Annotated in this window: 19 protein-coding genes; 4 read left to right on the top strand and 15 right to left on the bottom strand. The window is 45.9% G+C overall.

Translation table 11 applies throughout. From position 1 onward, the window contains the following. Positions 1 to 237 precede the first annotated feature (237 nt). From ACLROL_RS04735 to ACLROL_RS04710, 6 genes are read right to left on the bottom strand one after another with little or no spacing between them, the layout of a single operon-like run. Positions 238 to 1,071: a MurR/RpiR family transcriptional regulator gene (locus ACLROL_RS04735; RefSeq protein WP_087202031.1), complete on the bottom strand. Its 834-nt coding sequence runs from the start codon at positions 1,069 to 1,071 to the stop codon at positions 238 to 240. After that, positions 1,059 to 1,829 (bottom strand): inositol monophosphatase family protein, encoded by a 771-nt coding sequence (locus tag ACLROL_RS04730; RefSeq protein WP_087202033.1) that lies wholly within the window; start codon positions 1,827 to 1,829, stop codon positions 1,059 to 1,061. The genes ACLROL_RS04735 and ACLROL_RS04730 overlap by 13 nt, the downstream gene beginning before the upstream one ends. After that, the gene (locus ACLROL_RS04725) at positions 1,813 to 2,622 is read right to left on the bottom strand and encodes a PHP-associated domain-containing protein (protein ID WP_087210278.1); all 810 of its coding nucleotides are present in this window, start codon (positions 2,620 to 2,622) and stop codon (positions 1,813 to 1,815) included. Before ACLROL_RS04725 ends, ACLROL_RS04730 begins: the two co-directional genes overlap by 17 nt. A gap of 9 nt (positions 2,623 to 2,631) precedes the next feature. Beyond that, positions 2,632 to 3,468: an energy-coupling factor transporter transmembrane component T family protein gene (locus tag ACLROL_RS04720; RefSeq protein WP_087202037.1), complete on the bottom strand. Its 837-nt coding sequence runs from the start codon at positions 3,466 to 3,468 to the stop codon at positions 2,632 to 2,634. A 1-nt stretch (position 3,469) separates the two neighbouring features. Beyond that, positions 3,470 to 5,164, bottom strand: a complete 1,695-nt coding sequence (locus ACLROL_RS04715) for an ABC transporter ATP-binding protein (RefSeq protein ID WP_087202039.1) — start codon at positions 5,162 to 5,164, stop codon at positions 3,470 to 3,472. A gap of 27 nt (positions 5,165 to 5,191) precedes the next feature. After that, on the bottom strand, positions 5,192 to 6,043 hold the full coding sequence (locus ACLROL_RS04710; protein WP_413067421.1) for a hypothetical protein: 852 nt from the start codon (positions 6,041 to 6,043) through the stop codon (positions 5,192 to 5,194). Positions 6,044 to 6,336: 293 nt separating this feature from the next. Here ACLROL_RS04710 and arcC point away from each other — a divergent pair, with 293 nt between their 5' ends. Next, on the top strand, positions 6,337 to 7,266 hold the full coding sequence (gene arcC / locus ACLROL_RS04705) for a carbamate kinase (protein ID WP_087202043.1): 930 nt from the start codon (positions 6,337 to 6,339) through the stop codon (positions 7,264 to 7,266). Here arcC and ACLROL_RS04700 read toward each other — a convergent pair. The 3 genes from ACLROL_RS04700 to ACLROL_RS04690 all read right to left on the bottom strand — a co-directional run bounded on the left by ACLROL_RS04700 (position 7,256) and on the right by ACLROL_RS04690 (position 9,911). Beyond that, positions 7,256 to 7,816 carry a nicotinate-nucleotide adenylyltransferase gene (locus ACLROL_RS04700; protein ID WP_087202045.1) on the bottom strand — a complete coding sequence of 187 codons (561 nt, stop codon included), beginning with the start codon at positions 7,814 to 7,816 and terminating at the stop codon, positions 7,256 to 7,258. The two genes, arcC and ACLROL_RS04700, sit on opposite strands and share 11 nt — an antisense overlap. A 132-nt stretch (positions 7,817 to 7,948) precedes the next feature. Continuing rightward, positions 7,949 to 9,514: an aryl-sulfate sulfotransferase gene (locus tag ACLROL_RS04695; protein ID WP_413067420.1), complete on the bottom strand. Its 1,566-nt coding sequence runs from the start codon at positions 9,512 to 9,514 to the stop codon at positions 7,949 to 7,951. Between the two features lie 139 nt (positions 9,515 to 9,653). Next, positions 9,654 to 9,911 (bottom strand): hypothetical protein, encoded by a 258-nt coding sequence (locus ACLROL_RS04690; RefSeq protein ID WP_087202047.1) that lies wholly within the window; start codon positions 9,909 to 9,911, stop codon positions 9,654 to 9,656. Between the two features lie 48 nt (positions 9,912 to 9,959). On the opposite strand from ACLROL_RS04690, the gene ACLROL_RS04685 reads away from it, so the two are divergent. Both ACLROL_RS04685 and ACLROL_RS04680 read left to right on the top strand, forming a co-directional pair. After that, positions 9,960 to 11,240: a sensor histidine kinase gene (locus tag ACLROL_RS04685; protein ID WP_221920312.1), complete on the top strand. Its 1,281-nt coding sequence runs from the start codon at positions 9,960 to 9,962 to the stop codon at positions 11,238 to 11,240. Next, on the top strand, positions 11,237 to 12,088 hold the full coding sequence (locus ACLROL_RS04680) for a response regulator (RefSeq protein ID WP_087202052.1): 852 nt from the start codon (positions 11,237 to 11,239) through the stop codon (positions 12,086 to 12,088). Before ACLROL_RS04685 ends, ACLROL_RS04680 begins: the two co-directional genes overlap by 4 nt. A 68-nt stretch (positions 12,089 to 12,156) precedes the next feature. Here the strand turns inward: ACLROL_RS04680 and ACLROL_RS04675 are convergent, their stop codons facing one another. From ACLROL_RS04675 to ACLROL_RS04660, 4 genes are all read right to left on the bottom strand, one after another. Beyond that, positions 12,157 to 13,203, bottom strand: a complete 1,047-nt coding sequence (locus tag ACLROL_RS04675) for a PTS sugar transporter subunit IIC (protein ID WP_287450032.1) — start codon at positions 13,201 to 13,203, stop codon at positions 12,157 to 12,159. Positions 13,204 to 13,393: 190 nt separating this feature from the next. Next, positions 13,394 to 15,136: a S8 family peptidase gene (locus tag ACLROL_RS04670; protein ID WP_413067419.1), complete on the bottom strand. Its 1,743-nt coding sequence runs from the start codon at positions 15,134 to 15,136 to the stop codon at positions 13,394 to 13,396. Further along, positions 15,137 to 15,766 (bottom strand): rubrerythrin, encoded by a 630-nt coding sequence (gene rbr / locus ACLROL_RS04665; RefSeq protein ID WP_087202058.1) that lies wholly within the window; start codon positions 15,764 to 15,766, stop codon positions 15,137 to 15,139. Positions 15,767 to 15,832: 66 nt separating this feature from the next. Further along, on the bottom strand, positions 15,833 to 16,849 hold the full coding sequence (locus ACLROL_RS04660) for a glycosyltransferase family 2 protein (RefSeq protein WP_087202060.1): 1,017 nt from the start codon (positions 16,847 to 16,849) through the stop codon (positions 15,833 to 15,835). A gap of 151 nt (positions 16,850 to 17,000) precedes the next feature. On the opposite strand from ACLROL_RS04660, the gene ACLROL_RS04655 reads away from it, so the two are divergent. Continuing rightward, complete coding sequence (locus ACLROL_RS04655) at positions 17,001 to 18,221, top strand: 6-phosphofructokinase (protein WP_087210256.1); 1,221 nt, start codon at positions 17,001 to 17,003, stop codon at positions 18,219 to 18,221. Positions 18,222 to 18,473: 252 nt separating this feature from the next. Here the strand turns inward: ACLROL_RS04655 and ACLROL_RS04650 are convergent, their stop codons facing one another. Continuing rightward, positions 18,474 to 19,343: an SDR family oxidoreductase gene (locus tag ACLROL_RS04650; RefSeq protein WP_087210253.1), complete on the bottom strand. Its 870-nt coding sequence runs from the start codon at positions 19,341 to 19,343 to the stop codon at positions 18,474 to 18,476. Further along, positions 19,340 to 20,485, bottom strand: a complete 1,146-nt coding sequence (locus tag ACLROL_RS04645; protein WP_087210251.1) for a M56 family metallopeptidase — start codon at positions 20,483 to 20,485, stop codon at positions 19,340 to 19,342. The genes ACLROL_RS04650 and ACLROL_RS04645 overlap by 4 nt, the downstream gene beginning before the upstream one ends.

The following is a 20,485-nucleotide window of genomic DNA, read 5'->3' as shown; positions in this document are numbered from 1 at the left end:
CAACATTCATAATTATAGCAGAGACAAACCCATTTTTCTACTACATCTTGTATTTTTTTTATTTTCCTACTATATGTGGTATTATCTGTCTATTCCTATATTATTTGACAGGCTCCCAGAAGCCGACTCTATTTTTTATTTGATCCAGCCGGTTTTCCAATGCAGAATCCATTGCGAAAGCCGGAAACGCGCAAACGGGGACGTGTTCCGATGCACCGGAACACGTCCCCAATGATGCTAATTCCTATCTTTTTGATAGAGTTTCTTTAGATTTTGTACTTTGCCCAGGTGTTCGGCGGACCGGGATGCCATGCGTTCGGAGAGGGCGAGTACCATGGCGTCGATCATGGCGACGGCGGTGGTCATGGAGTGATATTCTTCTTTTTCTCCGCGGTATACGTAAATGTTGATGTCTGCCCGCTGGTCGCTTGGTGCGTAGAGTCTGCTTGTGAAGGCAAGTGTCTGGTAGCCTGCGGTCTGTGCGTAGTCCAGGATAATCCTTCCTTCTGTGGATACTTTGGAGTAGCTGAAGATGATGACGAGGTCGCCTTCGCCGGCGTGCGCGATCCCTTCGATCACTTCGGAGCCGCCGGATGGCACCATGATCACATGAAAGCCAAGTCTTCTAAGCCGGAAGAAGAGCAGCTGTCCGGCAGAGGTGGATGCGTTTTTGGCATGGATATAGATTCGTCTGGCTTTCTGAATTGCGGTCAGCGCCTTGTCCATCTCGCCGATATCGATCTGATCCTGAGTCCGTTCCAGACACTCCTGCTGATAGGAGAACCATTTCCGGATGTCAAATCCCTGGATTTTCATCAGGGTGCCTGCTATTTTTCTGGCCGGCCCTTTCCCTACTTTGCGGGAGGCTACGTGATTTTTCATTTCTTTAAAATCGGTATAGCCGATATGTCTTGCGAATCTGGAGATGGTCGCTTCGGACATGTCCAGCCGTTTTGCAAGCTGTCCGATGCTCATAAAAAGGAATTCATCCGTATAGTTCTCAATAAAGTCCATAATCTTTAAATCCGATTTTGTATACTTGCTGTCCTCATCCGGCATCAGCCATTCCATCTTTTCTCCTCCGTAATCTTAAGTAGTTTCTGAAATTCTTCCCGGATTTTTGGTGTGCATGCCATGGTATCCGGTCCCTCTATAACTGTCGTTCCGCCCGCTTCTGTGACCAGAAGGCTTCCGGCCGCGTAGTCCCAGATTTTCAGGTTCTCTTCATAAAATCCATCCAGACGCCCGCATGCCACATAGGAAAGTTCCAGTGCCGCGCTCCCGATTCTCCGGATATCCTGGCATCCATCATAGACGCGCCTCATTCTGGCAAAATTCTCGTCCGCGTGTTCCCGGCGTCCCGGGGAGGTTCCGATTGCAATCAGGCAGTCGCCAAGCCGTTCTTTTTTGCTTACCTGGACCAGTCTGCCATTTAAATATGCGCCTTTCCCGAGTTCCGCAGTAAAGCATTCTTCATGAAATGGATCATAGACGACCCCGAACCGGATCTTTCCTCCTTTGGCATAAGCAAGAGAAATGGTGCTGTGCTGAAAATCATGAATCAGGTTCGTTGTCCCGTCCACCGGATCCAGAATCCAGATGCTCCCCTCCCGGTCGATTTCCTCATTCTCTTTCTCTTCTCCAAGAAGCTGAGCTGTTGGATCCAGTTCTTTTAACGCCGCAAAAATCTGCCGTTGTACCCGGACATCCACTTCTGTCACATAGTCGGTCCGTCCTTTTTCCCGGATGTCATCCGCCCCGTCTCTTCCGGTAAGCTCCGCCCCGTTTTTCTTTACAATCTCCACCGCTTTTTCAAACAACATTTGCATTTTCCTGTTTCTCCACCAACACGCTTACATAATTTCCGCCAAGGGCATCGATTTCTTTCAGCGCTTTCTTCAAAATTCCTGCTGTCCGGACTTTGAAAGAAATATTGTCAGATATGAGAATCTCATACGCTCCTTTTTTCATCTCTGCATAAAGATCGCCTACCGTAATGGTTTCTTTTTCAAATTTTGTCCGGATGCATCCGTACTGGACTGCCTGATGGGTGTCGCTTCCGCTTACCACCGGGATCCCGAGCCGGTTTCCGAGCCGGTATGTCTTTTCTTCGGTACCTTTCCGGTCCTGTGCCACATCCTTCCCGTTCAGATCCAGAAAATGCAAACGGCCAAGCTGTCCCATTGAAAGTTCCGGAATGTGTCCTCCCTCCCGGAACGGATGCCCTGCTCCTACTATTATAGGATATTCCTCGAATAAATTCATCAGTTTTTCGAACGGGAGAAAGGATCCTTTCTTCTTATTCGGTTCCAGTCTCCGGTTCAGCTCCAGAATGTTCTCCGGTGTCCCGATCGATAAAATGTGACCGCCTTCTGCAATATCTGTCTCCATTCCGGCAAAAATCCGAAGCCCGCCTTCCGCGACCAGCGTATCCCCGTCCCTCCGGCATGTTTTCATCAGATAGCCATAAAGTTCGTCAAACTGCAAGGTGTTAAAATGTTCAGTCAGGCAAAGTGCATTCAGTCCTGCGCCCTTTGCCTCTCCAAACAGCCAGTCAGTATATACCGTAGAAAACGGCAGCTTTTTTGCCAGTTTCCCGTGGGTGTGAAAATCAAGATACATGTGCTCCTCCTATATCATCGCCATAACCAGTACAACGACTGCGATCCACAGAAACGAGACCGCTGCGAACAGCATGTCATTGTACGTCACTTTCATAGATGAAAGTTTCATCTTTTTTACTTCCTTATTTACCGCCGCATAACGGTACCCTTTGATTTCCAGGGCTTCCACTGTGGTCCTGGACCGTTTTGCCGTATTGAGCATAAGCGGATAAAAGGAATGGATAATGACCTTTACCTGGTAAATCAGATACCGGATCTTTCCCGTCACTCCTTTGCTCTCCGGTGCGTTTCCCCTCAGCCGGTAAGAAAGGAGTACGTTCTGAAACTCCTCCATCAGCATCGGAAGCATCCGATATGCATAAGAAATGGAAAAGGACAGCTTTTCCGGGCATCCATACCACATCAGTCCATTGGACAGACGGTCCGGGTCCAGACCGGAAAATACGGTAATCGAAGCCAGTGATACCGTTGCCACCTTTAATGTCAGTACAAGAAGCGGCACAATTGTCTCCGCATTGCCCCCAAAAAGCAGGGATACGACAAACAGATACCCGGTCTGAGAAAACACTCCCAGACCGAATAAAACCAGAACCAATCCTGCCACCCGTGCCATGATGGTGGTCACCGCCACCAGAAGAAAGGATCCAAGCAGAAATACCAGATCATTCATGAACCATGGTACGATGGCAAAAAACAGGTACCAGACGAGCAGCACTCTCGGATCCGTCTTTGCAATCAATGTATCATCATTTCCATACGCATTTTTCAGAACCTGATTCCGCAGAAAATCCATGGAAAACTTATCCAGAATGTTCTCGGACATCTTCTTCATCATTCCACTCATCTTAGTTTCCTCCAAATCCCTGTACAAATTCGTCCACCGTGTAACAGAATGCGTCCGACTGAATCTCCTGTCCAAGGGTAAAAATCTCCGGCGGCCGGATTCCGGATCTTTGTACCACTTCCGGATCCCCGAAAATCTCATCCCGCGTTCCGTCCGCAATGACTTCTCCTTGACACAGTACAATGATCCGTTCCGCCCACTCACATACAAGCTGCATATCGTGCGTCGCGATCATCACTGTCTCTGTGATCTCCTTGATATCATTCAGCGTCCGCATAATCTCTTTTCTCGTCGCAATATCCAGATTGGCCGTCGGCTCATCCAGAAGCAGAATCTCGGGATTAAGGGCAATGCCGATGGCAAGGGATGCCCTTCTCATCTGTCCGCCGGATAAAAGCCGCCCGTCCCTGTCCTTCAATTCCGCAAGCCGGAACCGCTCCAGAAGCGCTTTCGTCCGTTCTTCCCAGTCCGATTCATTCCGGACTTTCATGGCAAATGCCACATCCGACTCAATGGAATCTTTGATAAACATATCTTCCGGATTCTGGTACACCAAAGATACATACCTGGAAAGCTGTTCCGGCTTGGTATCCTTGATGGATGTTCCCTTTAAGAGAACCTCCCCTTTTGCCGGCTTGATAAGTCCGGTCATCATTTTCATCATTGTAGACTTTCCGGCACCGTTGGAACCGATCAGCGCGATCTTCTCCCCTCTGTGAATTTCCAGATTCAGTCCGCCAAACACCTGAGCCGCCTTGCCTTTCACTGCCCTGTAGGAGACAGAAACGTCCCGAAACTGCACCATCGTCTCCGTTTCGGATATAACAGCACCTTCACGATCACCTCTTCTTTTGCATGCAAGACCTCCCAGAATCCGAATTCCATCTTCCATGCTGGATGGCAGCATGTCCGGCTTCGGAATGACCTGTTTTTTAACCATCTCGTAGGCTGCCAGTGTCACCTGAGGCGGAAAAATGTTGCAGGATCGGAGTTCTTCTACCCGGCATAATGCCTCTTTCGTCGGCTTCTTCCATTCCATATGCCCATCTTTCATCAGAATCACATGTTTGCAGTACTCCGCAATATACTCGGTATGATGTTCAATCACAATAATTGTCTTTCCATACTTCTCATTCAGATTTTTTAAGATCTGATAAATCAGATCCGCATGATGGGGATCCAGCTGTGCAATCGGTTCGTCCAGGATCAGTACTTCCGGCTCCAGAGATACGACGCCCGCCAGGGCAAGCAGATGGGTCTGCCCTCCGGAAAGCTGCCAGATATACTCATTTTCTCTACCTTCCAGCCCGCACTGCGCCAGTGCTTTCATTCCCCGTTCTTTATAATCCGGCATGGCATAATTCATGCAGGCATAGGAAGCATCGTCCAGCACAGTCGGCCGGACGATCTGATTTTCGAAATCCTGATAGACATATCCCACTTTTCTTGCCAGAGTCCCGATGTCTGAATCCTGGACTTTTATCCCGTCTGCCTCCACACTTCCCGAATATGTTCCGGTAATAAAATGGGGAATCAGCCCGTTCATGGTCTTGCATAATGTCGATTTCCCGCAGCCATTGTTGCCGACAATCGCAACGAAATCTCCTTTTTCAATTTCCAAGTTTACATCATTTAATGTATTTTTCTCTGCTCCCGGATAAGCAAATGTCAAGTGTTTGATTTCAATACTATTCATATCTGTCTATTCTGCTTCCCTTTTTACTTACGCATTTTTCAGTGTATTATCCGTAGTTTCCGCCTTTTTCTTCATCACGATCAGCATCACAACCGCAAGGACCGCTGCCACAACCATACCTGCCGCCACTGCAGTACCGCTCTCTGCCCAGCTTGCTTCCCAGTCAATGAGGGAAGAGCCGCTCTCTGCCAGCATTTCCGCTCCTATTGCCACAGCAAATGCCATCAGTGCGCCGACCACTACTTTTGCATTGATTGCTCCCAGCGCTGTCTCTTCTGTCCTTGGCTGCATGCCAAGAAGCGGCTCGATTTTCCCATAAAGTCTTGGCACAAGGAATATCGTCGGAAGCAGGCAGAACAGGATTCCGGAAAACAGGATATCATTTAAGCAGGCAAAACCTTCTGTCGCAAATACACTTTCCGGGAGTCCCGGCACCGCCTCAAAATCCGTTACCGCAAACTGAACCTTTAAAATATCCACAATCGTTCCCAAAAACTGCTGTAAAATCACACCCGTCATCGATGCAATTCCTACCATGGTCCGGTTTTTCGGATTTCTCACAAGTTTTCCCGCAATATAGACGCCGATTGTGACTGTAACAAACTTTTCCAGCTCTCCAAGCCCGCCGAACTGTCCCAGCATGATCTCGCTGAATACCAGTTCTCCGGTGGCCGCTCCCAGTGCCGCTGACATCGGGTCAAACAGAATTGCAAGAACCAGCGGAATAAACAGAAAATATTCCACGGAAAATTCCACGATTCCTACCTGAAATTTCGGAATCAGTTCTGTAAACAACGTAGCCAGACCGTAAAGTGACATCGTAAGAACAAAAATCATAAGTTTCTGCGACTGTGTCGCTGTCTGTTGTTTCGTAACCATTCTCTTTTCCTCCTGAAAACTCTTCACGCTTTTTACAGTATGAATCATAACAGGCAGACGTAAAGTTTTCTTTCATCCTTCAGTTAAATGTAAGTAAATTTTCTTTTATTTTTGGTTATGAAAATTTATTTTCGTCACAACTCTTTATCTTTTTCGCACAATTACTAGATTTTTTATCTTTGAAAAGAAAAGCACAAGTGATTTTCAGTTGCATTTTTTCTGAAAAAATTATATAATTTTTTTATCATTTATCAGTAAAAAATCAAAATTTTCAAGAAACAGAGGTAGTGCTTATGAAAAAGAAAGTTGTGGTGGCATTAGGACACCGTGCCCTCGGAACAACACTTCCAGAACAGCAGATCGCTGTCAGAAAAACATCCAAATCCATCGCCGACTTAGTACAGGAAGGATACCAGGTTGCAATCACACACAGCAATGCACCGCAGCTTGGTATGATCCATACCGCCATGAATGAGTTCGCCAAAAATCATCCGGACTACACGCCGGCTCCGATGAGTGTCTGCTCCGCTATGACACAGGGTTATATCGGATTTGACCTACAGAACGCTATCCGGGAAGAGCTTTTAAATCGTGGAATCTACCGTTCTGTCAGTACGATCCTGACACAGGTAACCGTAGACCCTTACGATGAGGCCTTCTACACTCCTACGAAAGTGCTCGGCCGTTATATGTCTGCTGAAGACGCAGCTATTGAACGTAAGAAAGGGAACTATGTGGTAGAAGAAGCCGGAAAAGGCTTCCGAAGAGTTGTATCTGCTCCAAACCCGGTTAAGATTGTTGAGATCGATGCCATCCGAGCTCTGGCCGATGCAGATCAGGTTGTCATCGCCTGCGGCGGCGGTGGAATCCCGGTTCTTTCCCAGGATCACCGGCTCAAGGGTGCCAGCGCCGTTATCGAAAAAGATCTAACTGCCGGAAAACTGGCAGAAGAGCTGAATGCCGATTCCCTCATCATCCTTACAAGTGTGGAAAAAGTCTGCTTAAACCGCGGCACCGATCATGAGCAGGAGCTGGGAGAGATCACAGTGGCACAGGCAAAGCAGTATATGGAAGAAGGACATTTCGGCATTTACAACATGCTTCCAAAATTCCGCGCTTCCGTCTCCTTTATCGAGAAAGGTCAGGGACGCAGCGCATACATTACCTCTCAGGAGGCACTCTCAGATTGCCTGAAAGGAAAAACCGGGACGATCATCCGTTAGATAAGCGTATGATCCTCTCATCCAGTCGATTCTTTGTGATGTACTTATGCACACTTTTGGGCACGAGATGATCCCACGGCTTTCCTTCCATGATCAGCTTTCGGACTTCGGTTCCCGTCGTACCTTTTTCTTCGGGTTTCCGTTTCCACAACACCTCCACCCTAAGTCCAAGTCCGGTCAATGTATCGTATTTTTCTTGCCCCCACGCGTCGCAGATGCTCATATAATAAATGGCGTCCGTGGGTGCATACTGGGATATATATTCCGGTTTATTGATAGGGAAAGGTACAATTTCAAATTCTTCCCTCGGGACGCCATACTCCAGCATGGCGTCCCGTATCATTTCATACCGCTCAAAATACGTAAATGGATTATTTTCCTTTTTGGAGCGGTCTCTGTCATTTTCACTTGGACGGATATAGCTTACATCCGGATTAGAGATGCCTATGATCAGTGTCTGGCATCTGCTTTTCGCCAAAAGCAGGTATTCCATATGTTTGTTATGCAGGCACTGGAACCTGCCGTGGATTACTCCTCTTTTTTCTGTCATACTCTCTTCCTCTTTCCGTAAAAGGCCCGCAAAGCAAGCCATTATACTAAATACAAGTACTGCCCGGACAGGAACATTATGCCGGGCAGTTTTAGTATACCATATTTCTACACCCCGAAAAATCATTTCTTCTTAACTAAAATAGAAATTTCGGAAATCATATTTATATACACGGTAAATAAATTTTTCTTTATCCATCGTAAACGTCCGTATCGGATCTCCATTTTGGCTGTACTCTTCAAAAGCTCCCGCCATACCGGAATCCATTACCACATTGTCCCCAACTTCCTGTGCGCTGCTCACATATGGGGAAAACGGTACGTCAAAAGAATTTACAAGGGTATACGTCCCTTCCTTTTCGTCTACCGAATACCGATAGTAATGTGACGTCCCTTCCTTAGTACTTTCAGAAATTCCTTCAATCTCACTCCAATCATAGTCTGGCTGGGACTCGCTTACCCCAAGGTTGTTATTATAAAGGTAAAGGTAATACTGTCCCTCCGGAAGTGACGGATCTTCCACATACGTAACGGAATGCTGTCCTCCTGTATTGCTGAAGCTTCCTTCTTTCTCAAGAAGATAGCTTTCATATCCCGTTCCTTCCCAGATGCTTTCCTGTCCGATCATATAAGAAAGTGTCGGCGTATCATAAAGATGATCGATTTTCAGGATTGTGGATGTCTCGCGGGAACTTAAGATCACACTTCCGTCCCCAAGCCACTGCAGAGTATTGATGTGCATCCAGTCCAAATCTCCGTCTGAATTATTGACGCAAGTCTCCTTGTAACTTCCGAATAAATCTGCAAGATCCAGCACTTCTGTGACCTCTCCTGTCTGGACGTCCACTTTTATGATCATATCTTCCACGCTTTCCTTTGTGGAATCACTTGCCAAAATCAGGAGATTTCCGTCATCATCAAAGACATAATCATGATGGAGCTCATATTTCCCAAGGTCGTAAATCTGCTCGACCTGCCCAAGCCTGTTTACCGCTGCCATCTTCGTCTCTGAGATGCTGTAATACATCCGGTCATCCTGGAAAAGAAGTCTGTGGCTTCGATATCCGATCAGAGGGATCTCACCTCTTAAAATCCCGTCATTGTCATAATAGTACATGAAATCCAGCTCAGAGCTGTCATTTCCCAGGATCACATACAGCCCATCTGTAAGTTTTTCCCCGGCATTTTCCACCTTATCTTCGGCATCCAATTTTATGTCTTCTTTGCCCCAGAGTTCGCCCATCTCGTGACTGATAGTCTTCGTCTCGCTTGTCCCGTCTTCATATTCTACTGTAAATGTCACTTCGTTTGTCTCTTCCGGTATAAGCCCGATAACCTGATATTCATGGTCTGTCATATATGTTTCATCCTGATAGAACTGCCCCTGGAAGTCAGCTATATCCTGATCGTCCACGTGGACGGTATATGACACTTTAGCTGGTTTTTCCGTCTCAAAATACACATAAAGCGACATTGTGTTCGTCCCATATGGATTTTCCTTTACCAGCATATTGGATAATGTATAAGTATCTTCCTGTTTTGCCTTTTCCAGCTCCTGTGATGCCTCTTCCTGGTAATCTGCCGTATAAATTTCCCGGATCTTTTCTTTTCTGGTCTCCTGCTCTTTTGTAAGACTGGAAGTATTCTCTACCTGTGAATCGTCAATAATCAGTTGTTTTCCACCAATCACTGCCAACACTACCAGGAGCCTGCCAGCAGAATTCCCACTTTTTTCTTCATGGACATCCCCCTCCCTTTCTTTGATAAAATAAATACACTGTTTTATCAAGTATAAGCAGGGTTTGTGTTTTTAACGTGAAGATTTTTTGATGATTCTGTTATAACTTTGCCATCTCTTTTGCTTTTTGGTTGATCCAGTCTGTTATTTCATGGAACCCTTCTTCCTGAGCTGGAAATTCTTTCCTCTCGATTTTCTCTTCCGGCGTCTTGTCATAACAGTAAGGCTCCTTCCACACTGCCGCCTCAAGCTTATCTTCTTTCAAAGCGATGCGAAATCTCGTATTCGGAGATACACTCCCAAGATATGCCGCTTTTTTATAATATGGCATTCCGTATAAATCTTCTCGTTTCAGCATGTTATTTTTCTCCTTTTTATGCTAAAATAGAAATATTAAGGAGGGATTATGAAACCACAGACACATCTGGATATTTTTATTCACACTTTTTTTTACAGCGTGCTCACGGCAGCAGCAGCACAATTTCAGATTAATATTTTTTCCCCTGAGTTCAGCGTATCTCTTGGGATTGTTTTCCTTGCTGCTTTTTCTCTCCTCTCCGATCATTTTCCTTTGTTTCCAGTATCTCTTTTATCCGGGATCTTTGTCCTGCTCTCCCGTACCTTCTATAGTTGCATGAATGGGAACGGCCTGGAACAAGCATTCCTTATATCACTCCCGGAACTCGGATTTTACATTATTTACGGCATCATTCTTACTTTTTACCTGAAAAAACTCCGTGGAACCGGCCAAATATGGAAAGATCTTGCGGCGCTTTTTTTCTGTGACTATCTGGCAAATTTCGGGGAATTGATGCTTCGTCTTAATATTAATGCATTTTCCAACTCTTCGCAATCCGGAATTTTGATCACAGCCTTGCTTCGAACAGTGCTGATCTTCATATTCATCACAATATTCCGGCAGTACCACCTTGTTCTGATCCGGAGGGAACAGAAAGATTACTATCAAAATCTTGCTCTTTTGACTTCCCGTCTTCAGGAGGAAGTCATCTGGATGAAAAAGAATTCCGGCATGGTGGAATCTGCTATGCATCTTGCCTATCAGCTCTTTGAACGGCTGCGTGCGGATTCCGGCACAAAGGATGCCGCAAAAGATGCCCTCGTAGTGGCAAACAATATTCATGAGATCAAAAAGGAGTACTATCTGATTCTCAGAGGCTTGTCGGATGTTCTCTCTCTGGAATCCACTTCAAAATCTCTTCCTTTTTCAGATCTTTTTTCTATCTTGGAAGATCCCATCCGGCAGTTTGCGGCTTCACATAAAAAGACGGTTTCTTTCCACGTCCACGGGAACACATCGCTCTGCGTGCCGGATCCTTACTGCCTGCTCTCCGTATTCCGCAATCTTTTCATGAACGCCATCGAGGCTTCCGAAAAAGATCATGTCAGACTTGATATTTCTATCGAAGAGACAGGCGAATCCCTTCTCTGCACTGTGACAGACGACGGCCCTGGCATTTCGCCGGACATCCTTCCTATGATTTTTGATGCGGGATTTTCTACAAAAATCAATTATGAGACCGGAGAAATCAGCAGAGGCCTGGGACTTAATATTGTAAAAAATATCATTGTGGAGCAGCTTGGAGGTACGATCACGGCCACTTCCCGTCCAGGAAAGACAAGCTTTCACATTACTTTCAAGAAAACAACATTGGAGGAATCAAAATGAAATTCTTTTTTGTAGACGATGACAGAAATGTCCGAACCATACTGAATATTCTCATCAAAGAGAGGAATCTTGGCGAGTGCTGCGGTTCTGCTTCAAGCGGACACGACGCCCTGGATGATATCCGCGTTGTCAAGCCGGATATCATCATCGTGGACCTTTTGATGCCGGAGATGGACGGTATTTCATTTGTGGAGGAAGCACGGAAAATATGTCCCGACAGCGCTTTCATCATGCTCTCCCAAGTTTCCTCCAAAGAACTGATCGCAAAGGCTTATGAAGCAGGAATCCACTTTTTCATCCAGAAACCCCTCAACGCAGTTGAGACAGAGTCTGTCATCCGAAATGTAGCCAAGAGTCTTTCCATGCAGCGGACACTTGGAAAAGTCCAGTCTCTTTTTGAGACCGAATTCCGGGATTCAGTGCCGGATGAGTCCGGATCATCTCAGTCTGAAACTTTCCAGAATCGGCTGACATCCATCCTTCAGAAACTTGGTATCATCGGAGAAATCGGAAGCAGAGATATTATCACGTTGATCACATACCTCCACGATCATCACGAAACACTGGAGCAGCAGACTCTGCAGAAGCTTCTCAGCCATTTCAGTGACAATCCAAAATCCATCGAACAGCGAATCCGAAGAGCTGCCCTCTCCGGAATGGTCAATCTGGCACATTTGGGACTCGAGGATTACTCAAACGAAGTATTTACAGAGTTTTCCAATACACTTTACAACTTTGAGCAAGTTCGGAAAGAGATGGACTACATCCGCGGCAAAAGCGATAAACATGGAAACGTAAAGATCCGTACTTTCCTCAATTCTCTCCTTGCATACTGCGAACATATCTGATCCATTAAAAGAAAAAGAGCACAGGACAAAATCCCGCGCTCTTTTTCTGGTTGATTATCTATAGGGTTTTATTCTGCTACTGCTGCTTTTTCAACTGAGATTTCCTGCTTTTCATTTCTCAGTTTATCATAACGCTTCTTGAAAATCTGACTTCCTACAAGTCCTGCAAGTGTTCCTCCGATAGCTGCGAAGAAGACTGCCAAAACTACATTCTTTGGATCATTGAATGCAAACGGTGCCAGAAGCCCCGGAATCGGGGACGCTGTACCCGGTGCATTGTTGATGATATGGAATACTGCCGCCGATACACCTGCAAGTCCTCCTCCAAAGAAGTTGGAACCGTAAATCGGAATCGGATTGGCTGTGATGATCGGTGCCTGTGTAAGTGGTTCCATCATAACTGCCATGATATTGCTCTTATCTCCAAGATGCAGACGTTTGAATACGATACCATTTGTAAAAGATCCTCCCACACACGCGATCGCTGCGATCCCCATTGCCAGACCGTCCAGCCCGATCATGGCAGTAAGAGCCATAGAGCTTAGCGGAGAGGTACAGATCATCTTCATGATACCTCCGAGAAGGAATCCCATCACAAGAGGAGACTGTTCTGCCGCTGCTGTGATCGTTCCTCCGATCCTTGCAAGCGTCATATTGACAAGCGGATCTGTAAGTGTTGCGATTGCAAGAGACAATGGAGCGATAACCAGCGCTCCCACAATAACGTTGACACCTTCCGGCAGTTTCTTTTCGATGATCGGCGCGATCAGCCCAACTACATATCCGGCAATGAATCCAGGAAGGATACCGAACTGTCCGAGTACAACACCGGCAGATACTGCAAGTACCGGGTTTGTTCCCATACAGAGCGGAACAGAGATAGCTGCCGCTACTCCTCCGAATCCTCCGGCATTTTCTCCTGCTTGACGGAGAAATTCGATCCCTAACAGATCGCCGGAAATATATTTGTGGATCGCCTCCACCAGAAATGTCGCTACTGCTGCATTTGCCATACCGCTCATGGCAAGTGAACCTTTTGGCATTTTCATGCTGAACAATGAGAACAATGCCAATGTAAGGATCAGCATTCCTACTCCAGTTAAAATTGTCGTCATTTTCTTCCTCCTTACTGAAAAACACCCTATAGACTTTTTTTGTTTTTCCCGTTCTTTATCGATAAAATAAATATATAGTAGAGGTTTCAAAAAATAACAGGAGGTGTCAAATTCGACATATTTTTTTTTCGTCTTTTCACTTTTTTAGAAGTATTCAACAAATTAAATGTCATAAAAATATCAATATTGCCTAAACAGGAATACTATTTCTGATACAAAGCACACCATATCCCAGCTGGTCATTGGGCCATCTCTCATATCCGGGCAGTTCCTGAGCCCCTCTCCTTAAGTACGCTTTCAGCTTCTCTCCATATAGATAGGGATCGTTCCCATTTACAATTCCCCACTCCATCAAAAGCGCCGCGCCCCCCGATGCAAATGGAGCTGCAAAAGAAGTGCCGGTAAAAGCGGCATATCCAGACTCCTGATCTGCCGAAATAACATTGACCCCGGGGGCCGCGATATCCGGCTTTCCCCTATCGTCTGCCGCCTGTCTTCCTCTCCCGGAAAAATCAGCATAGGCCATCGTCCTTGCATCGATGGCCCCTACCGACAATACCCTGGCCGATGTGGACGGAATCGTGAAGGTACGCCCTTCTGTGGGATAAAGGAATCCGGTTCCCTGGTTGAGCGTATAGCTGCTCGGAAGCCACAGATCATACCTCCCGGTAACAATCTGTTCCGGAATGAGAATGATCCGCCATTCTCCACTGTTTACATATTCCTGAAACGGCAAAAGTTCCAAATAAACTTCCTGAAGTCCACTGTATGGGCTTGGTTCGCCATAATACAAAAGAATCTCCGTATCTCCCAATCGGAATCTCTGCGGCCCTTGAGCTTCCCGGATCATTCCAGACCGTTCCCCCGAAGGAGCTTGTAGCACAACTCCAAATACATCAGTGTAATCGCTCCATATCTGAACACTGAATGCTCCTTGTCTTTCTTGCACTGCAAGGGAAATTTCCTCATCCTGCCCTTCTCTTAAGTACCCGGATGTATGTCCGGACTCGGCCGCCTCATTTCCAGTCCCTACACAGATCACAGTTCTCCCTGTCTGTGCCGCCACGTCCAGGAATCGCTCTAAAAGGGAGGTACCGTCATGAGATCCGTATGTATTTCCAAAACTTAAGTTTATGGCAACCGGCATCTCAAGCTCCTCTGCTTTTCTCACTACATAATCCACTGCCTGCATCAGCTCTGTCGTTCTTGGAAATCCGATATTTCCAGGATTTCCAAGTTTCACGACAATCAGCTCACTGTCCGTTGCCACTCCCCGGTAGAACCCCTGGCTGTTGCTCCCATTTCCTGCCGCAATGCCGGCCACCGCAGTCCCATGTCCTGATGTGTCAATGCTTGGCACGAGAGCAAGTCTTTCCGAGCGTTCCGGTCTCTTCAGAGCCTCATCAATCTGCTCCTTCGTATATTCTGCCCCGATTTTGTATCCTTGCGGCGGAGTTCCTGTGCCTGTTATGGTCTGATCCCACAGAAACCGGATCCTTGTCGTTCCATCTGGATTTCGAAAATCGCGGTTGGCATATTCGATTCCGGAATCAATGACTGCAATGAGCACCCCTTTCCCGGTAAGCCGAAAACGGGGCGTCTGCACCGCATCGATGCACGACACCCTTCTTCCGTTTACCACTTCAAAAAATAGTCGTTTCGGTTTTTCAATATAGATGACTTCCTCCAATGCTGCAAGTCTCTCGAGCATAGATTCCCGGATTCTTACAACAGCAAAATTGCCAAGGAGCGGAGTGACAAATTCAGACAACTCCCGGATTTTTTCCAAGGATCCCAGATACAGTATGATCACATCCCATTCATTTTCTTCTTCGTAGTATCCCACATCAAGGTTTTCTGATTTTTTCCGTTCTTCTTCTGTGGCATCGAGCGCAAGATTGAAGATGTTTTCGATTTTCTGATTTTCTGTCATCTACTCTCCTTTTCTTTCATATCCGCTTCCTTCAAATCCAAGATACGGCGCCATACATGCAGGGATAAAATAACCTCGCTCTTTATGACATACTGGACACATAGTCGGGAGTTTTGTCCCTTTGAAAATGTAGCCGCAGTTCAGACACATCCACTCATCCCCTTCCGGCTTTTCATAGTATGTCTCATTTTTCAGCATATCCGCAAGTTTCGTAAAACGCACCCCATGAACCTTTTCCACTTCCGCAATTTCCCGGAATGTATAGGCCACATCCTGAAATCCTTCTTCCTCCGCTGTTTTGGCAAATGCCGGGTAAACATCCTCGTGCTCCTGCCTTTCATTGTGAGCCGCCATATTCAAAAGTTCCACAAGGCTTTCTGACTGATCTACCGGATAGGTGCCATCGATTTCGATCGTATTGCCCGCTTCCTGTTTCAGGAATTCATAAAACCTGGCCGCATGCGCCCTCTCCTGCTCCGCCGTGAACAAAAAGATCTCTTTCAGCGCATAGAACCCTTTGTTCTCCGCTTCTTCCGCAGCAATCGTGTATCGGTTTCTCGCCTGGCTTTCCCCTGCAAATGCTCTCATAAGATTCTCTTTTGTCCTGCTCTGTGAAAAATTAACAGCCATAGTCATCTTACTCCTTTACTGATCTTTACAGAGTAGTATGCCCTATGGCTGTTTCTTTATGCATATTTAATTAAATCCGATGATCCTGCGCATGACGGAATACCCCATGGAGGAAATTTTTCGTCCTGGTTTTCCTGGAAGATTCATTGTCTGCCCGAGAATTCCGTAACGGATCTTAAAGTACGTTCTGTAATCCCGCTTCTTAAGATACTGCCAGAGTTCCTTCTTCTTTTTCAGGTTCTCCTCCTTCTTTGAACGGATACAGATGATGGAAGACACCGTCATCATGATCGCCAGATACTTGATCATATAGGACTTCAGCTTTTTATTGGTAATGCGCTTCATCTGATACATATCGATCATAGTTTTTGTGACAAAAAGCTGCTGGTCGATCCGTTTGATCATATTCTTCTCATTGACTGACTGATCATCACGGCCAATATAGTAGCGGTACAGATTCACATCCAAATAGTAGATCGTGTTAACGGCAGGAAGCGGATAATAGACATAAATATTATCCACATAAAATGTATGCTTTGGAAGCTTTAACTGGATCAGCTTAAGAAGCTCTGTCCGATAGATCACAGAATGCATCAGAATATACTGATCGATCCGAAAGCGTCCGATATCACTCCACCCGAAAATCTCATTCTGAGGAAGAGCATTTCTATAATGGATGACTTTTTTGTGCTCCACCCCTACCTTCTCATATACATAGTTTGAGATGAGCATATCAAGATCCTGGTCTTTCTCCTCAAAATCCTTCAGTGTCTCCAGCACCTTTTTCAGCGCCTCCTCATCCAGCCAGTCGTCGCTGTCCACTACCTTAAAGTATTTCCCCGATGCATGTGAAAGTCCGGTATTGACCGCTTCTCCGTGTCCCCCGTTTTCCTGACTGATGGCCTTTACGATATTTGGGTACTTTTCTTCATATTCCTTTGCGATCTCCTCTGTCCGGTCTTTGGAACCATCGTTTACGATGATGATCTCCACATCGTCTCCGCCGACGAGAACCGACTCGATAGCCCTCTCCATATAGTCCTGTGAATTATAACATGGTATTGCAAATGTAATGTATTTCATAAATTTCCCCCATTCCATAATTTTAGGCGATTGATGCCTTTAGTATAATCTTTTTTTCCCCTTTTTCCAAGAAGATTACACAAAAAAGATGCAAATTTCAGATTTTTTCGTTATACTGGACTCAAAGCAAAAAACTGGAGGACTGATAACTATGGGAAAAAATTTACTTGTTGGACAATCCGGCGGACCGACTGCCGTCATCAATGGGAGCCTTTACGGAGTAGCCAAAAAGGGACTTGAAGATGTGTCTGTAGACCATGTATACGGAATGGTCAACGGTATCGAAGGATTTTTAAACGGTCATGTCATGGATATGTCTACACTCATGGAAGATGGCTCTATCGAGCTGCTTCCGACGACACCTGGGGCATATCTTGGTTCCTGCCGCTATAAACTTCCGGAAAATCTGGATGATCCGGTATATCTGGAATTATTCCGCAAATTTGACGAGTATGAGATCGGCCTTTTCTTCTATATCGGAGGAAACGACTCCATGGATACTGTCAGCAAGCTTTCACGCTACGCAGCTTCCATTGAAAGCCCGATCCGATTTATCGGTGTCCCGAAAACAATCGATAATGACCTTGTACTCACAGACCACACCCCTGGATTTGGAAGCGCTGCCAAATATGTCGCCACCACTGTGCGTGAAATCGCCGTGGACGCCTCTGTATATGACAATAAAAAATCCGTGACCATTGTAGAGATCATGGGACGCCATGCAGGATGGCTCACGGCTGCATCTGCCCTTGCCCGCAAATTCGAGGGAGACAACCCTGTTCTGATTTATCTTCCAGAGACCGACTTTGACCAGGAAGCATTCATCAGTCAGGTAAAGACGGCACTCGAAACGACATCTAACCTCGTTGTGTGTATCTCTGAGGGAATCCACGATGACAAAGGCACATTTATATGCGAATACGCGAGCGAAGTCGGCACCGACAACTTCGGACACAAGATGCTGACCGGCTCCGGAAAATACCTGGAAAATCTCGTGAAAGACAAGCTTGGCGTCAAAGTCCGCTCTGTAGAACTCAATGTCTGCCAGCGCTGTTCTTCCTCCTGCCTGTCTGCAACTGATGTGGAGGAGGCAAAGGCTGCAGGATCCTACGCGGTAGAGCGCGCTCTTCTGGGGGACACAGGTGTAATGATCACATTTAACCGTGTGAAAGACGAGCCTTACGAAATGGAACTTGGCACAGCTGATGTGAATCAGATATGCAACGCCGAAAAACCAGTTCCGGCGGAATGGATCTGCAATGACGGTTCCGACGTGACAGAAGATTTTCTCCGCTATGCCCTTCCACTTATCCAGGGACATGTGGAAGTTCCTGAAAAAGACGGTTTGCCACATTTTATTTTCAGAAAATAGGCATCTGTGTACAACCTGCACAATCGGATTTCCTGCGTTCATATTTTGTTCATGTTTTGTTTTACAAAGCTTCACTTCTTGAACACTCTTTTTTCATGAATAAAAGCTATACTAAAATCATCAAAGGAAAACAACATACAAAAGTCAAAGACGACGCAGGTAAAATACCTTTTGAATAAACTTTTTCATAATATATGTCGGGAGCTGAGCCGATCAGCTACCCGGCATCCTCCCTTTTACGGGAGTTTTTTATTATAATGGAGGGTTCGTAATAAACATCGTCTCTCCTGCTGCCTCCAGCGCTTCCGCGGTCGTCCGAAACACCGCGCCGGCAGCTCTACATTTCTCAATATCCATCCTCAGATTGCGGGGATCCCCCGCAAATGCTTCCTCATTTTTCTTTAAAAGGTTCTGCCCTTTCCCGATATGCGCAAGAACTCTCTTTACAACTTCGTACATACTGAGATCATTTTCACTTCCAAAATTGTAGATCCCGGCTGGCGCCTGAAACATGATTTCCATATTTCTGACTACTTCCCACACATCTGTGATACTCCGATAATCATGAACCGGATAGCGTATCTCGCACCCGTTCTGTATTGCATCCCGGATACTGGAAAAAAGCGTCCCATGCTCCTTGCCTTCTCTCCTGTCCGCGGAAAACATCCAGCTCAGCCGAAGAGCTACCGTATCCGGCTGCAGACGCAACGCCTCCTGCTCGGCCTTTCGTTTCTGACATGCATACGCGGACACGGGACAAAGCTTTTCATTCTCCCTGTGTGGTGTCCGAACCTGGTTTCCCATGTAGACCTGATCAGAACTACAGAAAATCAGCCGAATCCCCAGTTCTCCACATACACTGGCAAGATTGCTTACTCCTTCCACATTGACTTTCCACGACAACTGTGGGTTCTCTTCACAAGCACTTGTATCTGATATGGCTCCCGTATGGATCAAAATATCCGGATGATCCCTTTTGATCACCTTCTTTGCTTTCTCTCTGTCTGTAAAATCCAGCTCCTGTCTCGTGTAGCCGATCGTCTCATACCTCTCCTGATAATACGCCGCCACTCTGGAACCAAGAAAACCATTGGCTCCGGTTACTGCAATCTTTCTGCTCATTGTTCTTGTTCTCCCTTTTCTTCATAAACTGGGATCCCCATTTCTTTGAATGTCTCATCTATTTCTTCCATTGTTCCTCTGTATATCCCATCCGCATATACGTCGTACCCTTCTTCCGTCTTAATAAAATACGCATTTTCAGGAGTCATTTCAAAACTTCCCTCTTCTTCATTTCGTAACTTTATTTCTTCTCTATACGACACTTCCGGAACAACGATCACAGAAACCAGCATGACAAGGCCGATAAAAATCATATGTCCCAATATCGTCAGACGCTGCTTTCTCGTTTTTGGCTCTTTTGGTTCCATGAGCAGGCGGACCCTTATCTCCAGACAGCCTCCATCTGCAAGATTCAGAGCATACCGGTTTCTTTTTTGCTTTAGCTTTGCTATTTTCAGCAAGGTCTGAGCATAATCTACTTTTTCCCTTTCCGTCATCTCTTTTGTCACAACATAGTCGTTGGAAAGCTCAAGTACATTGTTCAACTCCCGGCGCATCAGATACACCAGCGGATTCCACCAATGGATAACCGCCAGAAGATCCACGATCCATTTCAGCCATAGATCATAATGATGGTAATGCTCGATCTCATGCTGGATAATATAACTCATATCCTGGTCTTCCAACATATAATCGGGCAAAATCATGATTGGACGGATCAGTCCGAAGATGGCTGCCCCATTCTCTCCTGGCAACACGGCTATCCGCATATTTTTTATGCCTGCTGCTCGTAAAAACGAATCATAATACGCTCTCTTTTCCTTGTCTGTAACGAGATAGTACTCCAGATATTTCCGTACCATCCAGCGTTTCCAAATATAGCGCACCAACTGTATGGCTGCACCTGAGGCCCATAAAATGACAAAGACATCAAAAACGAAGATTTGCTTTCCACCAATTTCTATATGGGCATTGATAATATCGCCCAATCCAATCAGTATATGATACGAATACACTGTATACGTAAAAGGAAAGTTGACTGGTATGAGCATGCGTATCATGATGACTGCCATGACGGCAAAGATAATCTTTACCCTGCACTTAAAGATTGTTCTGGATTTATACAGAACAATATACAGATATCCTGTGAGTACCAGGATCGTCAAAAAACAGGTCAAAAATGGCCCCATGGATATCTCCAT

Origin of the sequence: Sellimonas sp. (assembly GCF_047234585.1) — a bacterium.
GTDB classification, from domain to species: domain Bacteria; phylum Bacillota; class Clostridia; order Lachnospirales; family Lachnospiraceae; genus Sellimonas; species Sellimonas caecigallum.
The sequence above is the reverse complement of the archived record's forward strand: the minus strand, read 5'-3'. Positions and strand labels throughout refer to the sequence as shown.

Coding starts and splice junctions, on each gene's coding strand:
- ACLROL_RS04735 (WP_087202031.1), bottom strand. CDS start 1,071: ATGGAATGGCTGATGCCGGATGAGGACAGCAAGTATACAAAATCGGAT.
- ACLROL_RS04730 (WP_087202033.1), bottom strand. CDS start 1,829: ATGCAAATGTTGTTTGAAAAAGCGGTGGAGATTGTAAAGAAAAACGGG.
- ACLROL_RS04725 (WP_087210278.1), bottom strand. CDS start 2,622: ATGTATCTTGATTTTCACACCCACGGGAAACTGGCAAAAAAGCTGCCG.
- ACLROL_RS04720 (WP_087202037.1), bottom strand. CDS start 3,468: ATGAGTGGAATGATGAAGAAGATGTCCGAGAACATTCTGGATAAGTTT.
- ACLROL_RS04715 (WP_087202039.1), bottom strand. CDS start 5,164: ATGAATAGTATTGAAATCAAACACTTGACATTTGCTTATCCGGGAGCA.
- ACLROL_RS04710 (WP_413067421.1), bottom strand. CDS start 6,043: ATGGTTACGAAACAACAGACAGCGACACAGTCGCAGAAACTTATGATT.
- arcC (WP_087202043.1), top strand. CDS start 6,337: ATGAAAAAGAAAGTTGTGGTGGCATTAGGACACCGTGCCCTCGGAACA.
- ACLROL_RS04700 (WP_087202045.1), bottom strand. CDS start 7,816: ATGACAGAAAAAAGAGGAGTAATCCACGGCAGGTTCCAGTGCCTGCAT.
- ACLROL_RS04690 (WP_087202047.1), bottom strand. CDS start 9,911: ATGCTGAAACGAGAAGATTTATACGGAATGCCATATTATAAAAAAGCG.
- ACLROL_RS04685 (WP_221920312.1), top strand. CDS start 9,960: ATGAAACCACAGACACATCTGGATATTTTTATTCACACTTTTTTTTAC.
- ACLROL_RS04680 (WP_087202052.1), top strand. CDS start 11,237: ATGAAATTCTTTTTTGTAGACGATGACAGAAATGTCCGAACCATACTG.
- ACLROL_RS04675 (WP_287450032.1), bottom strand. CDS start 13,203: ATGACGACAATTTTAACTGGAGTAGGAATGCTGATCCTTACATTGGCA.
- ACLROL_RS04670 (WP_413067419.1), bottom strand. CDS start 15,136: ATGACAGAAAATCAGAAAATCGAAAACATCTTCAATCTTGCGCTCGAT.
- rbr (WP_087202058.1), bottom strand. CDS start 15,766: ATGGCTGTTAATTTTTCACAGAGCAGGACAAAAGAGAATCTTATGAGA.
- ACLROL_RS04660 (WP_087202060.1), bottom strand. CDS start 16,849: ATGAAATACATTACATTTGCAATACCATGTTATAATTCACAGGACTAT.
- ACLROL_RS04655 (WP_087210256.1), top strand. CDS start 17,001: ATGGGAAAAAATTTACTTGTTGGACAATCCGGCGGACCGACTGCCGTC.
- ACLROL_RS04650 (WP_087210253.1), bottom strand. CDS start 19,343: ATGAGCAGAAAGATTGCAGTAACCGGAGCCAATGGTTTTCTTGGTTCC.
- ACLROL_RS04645 (WP_087210251.1), bottom strand. CDS start 20,485: ATGGAGATATCCATGGGGCCATTTTTGACCTGTTTTTTGACGATCCTG.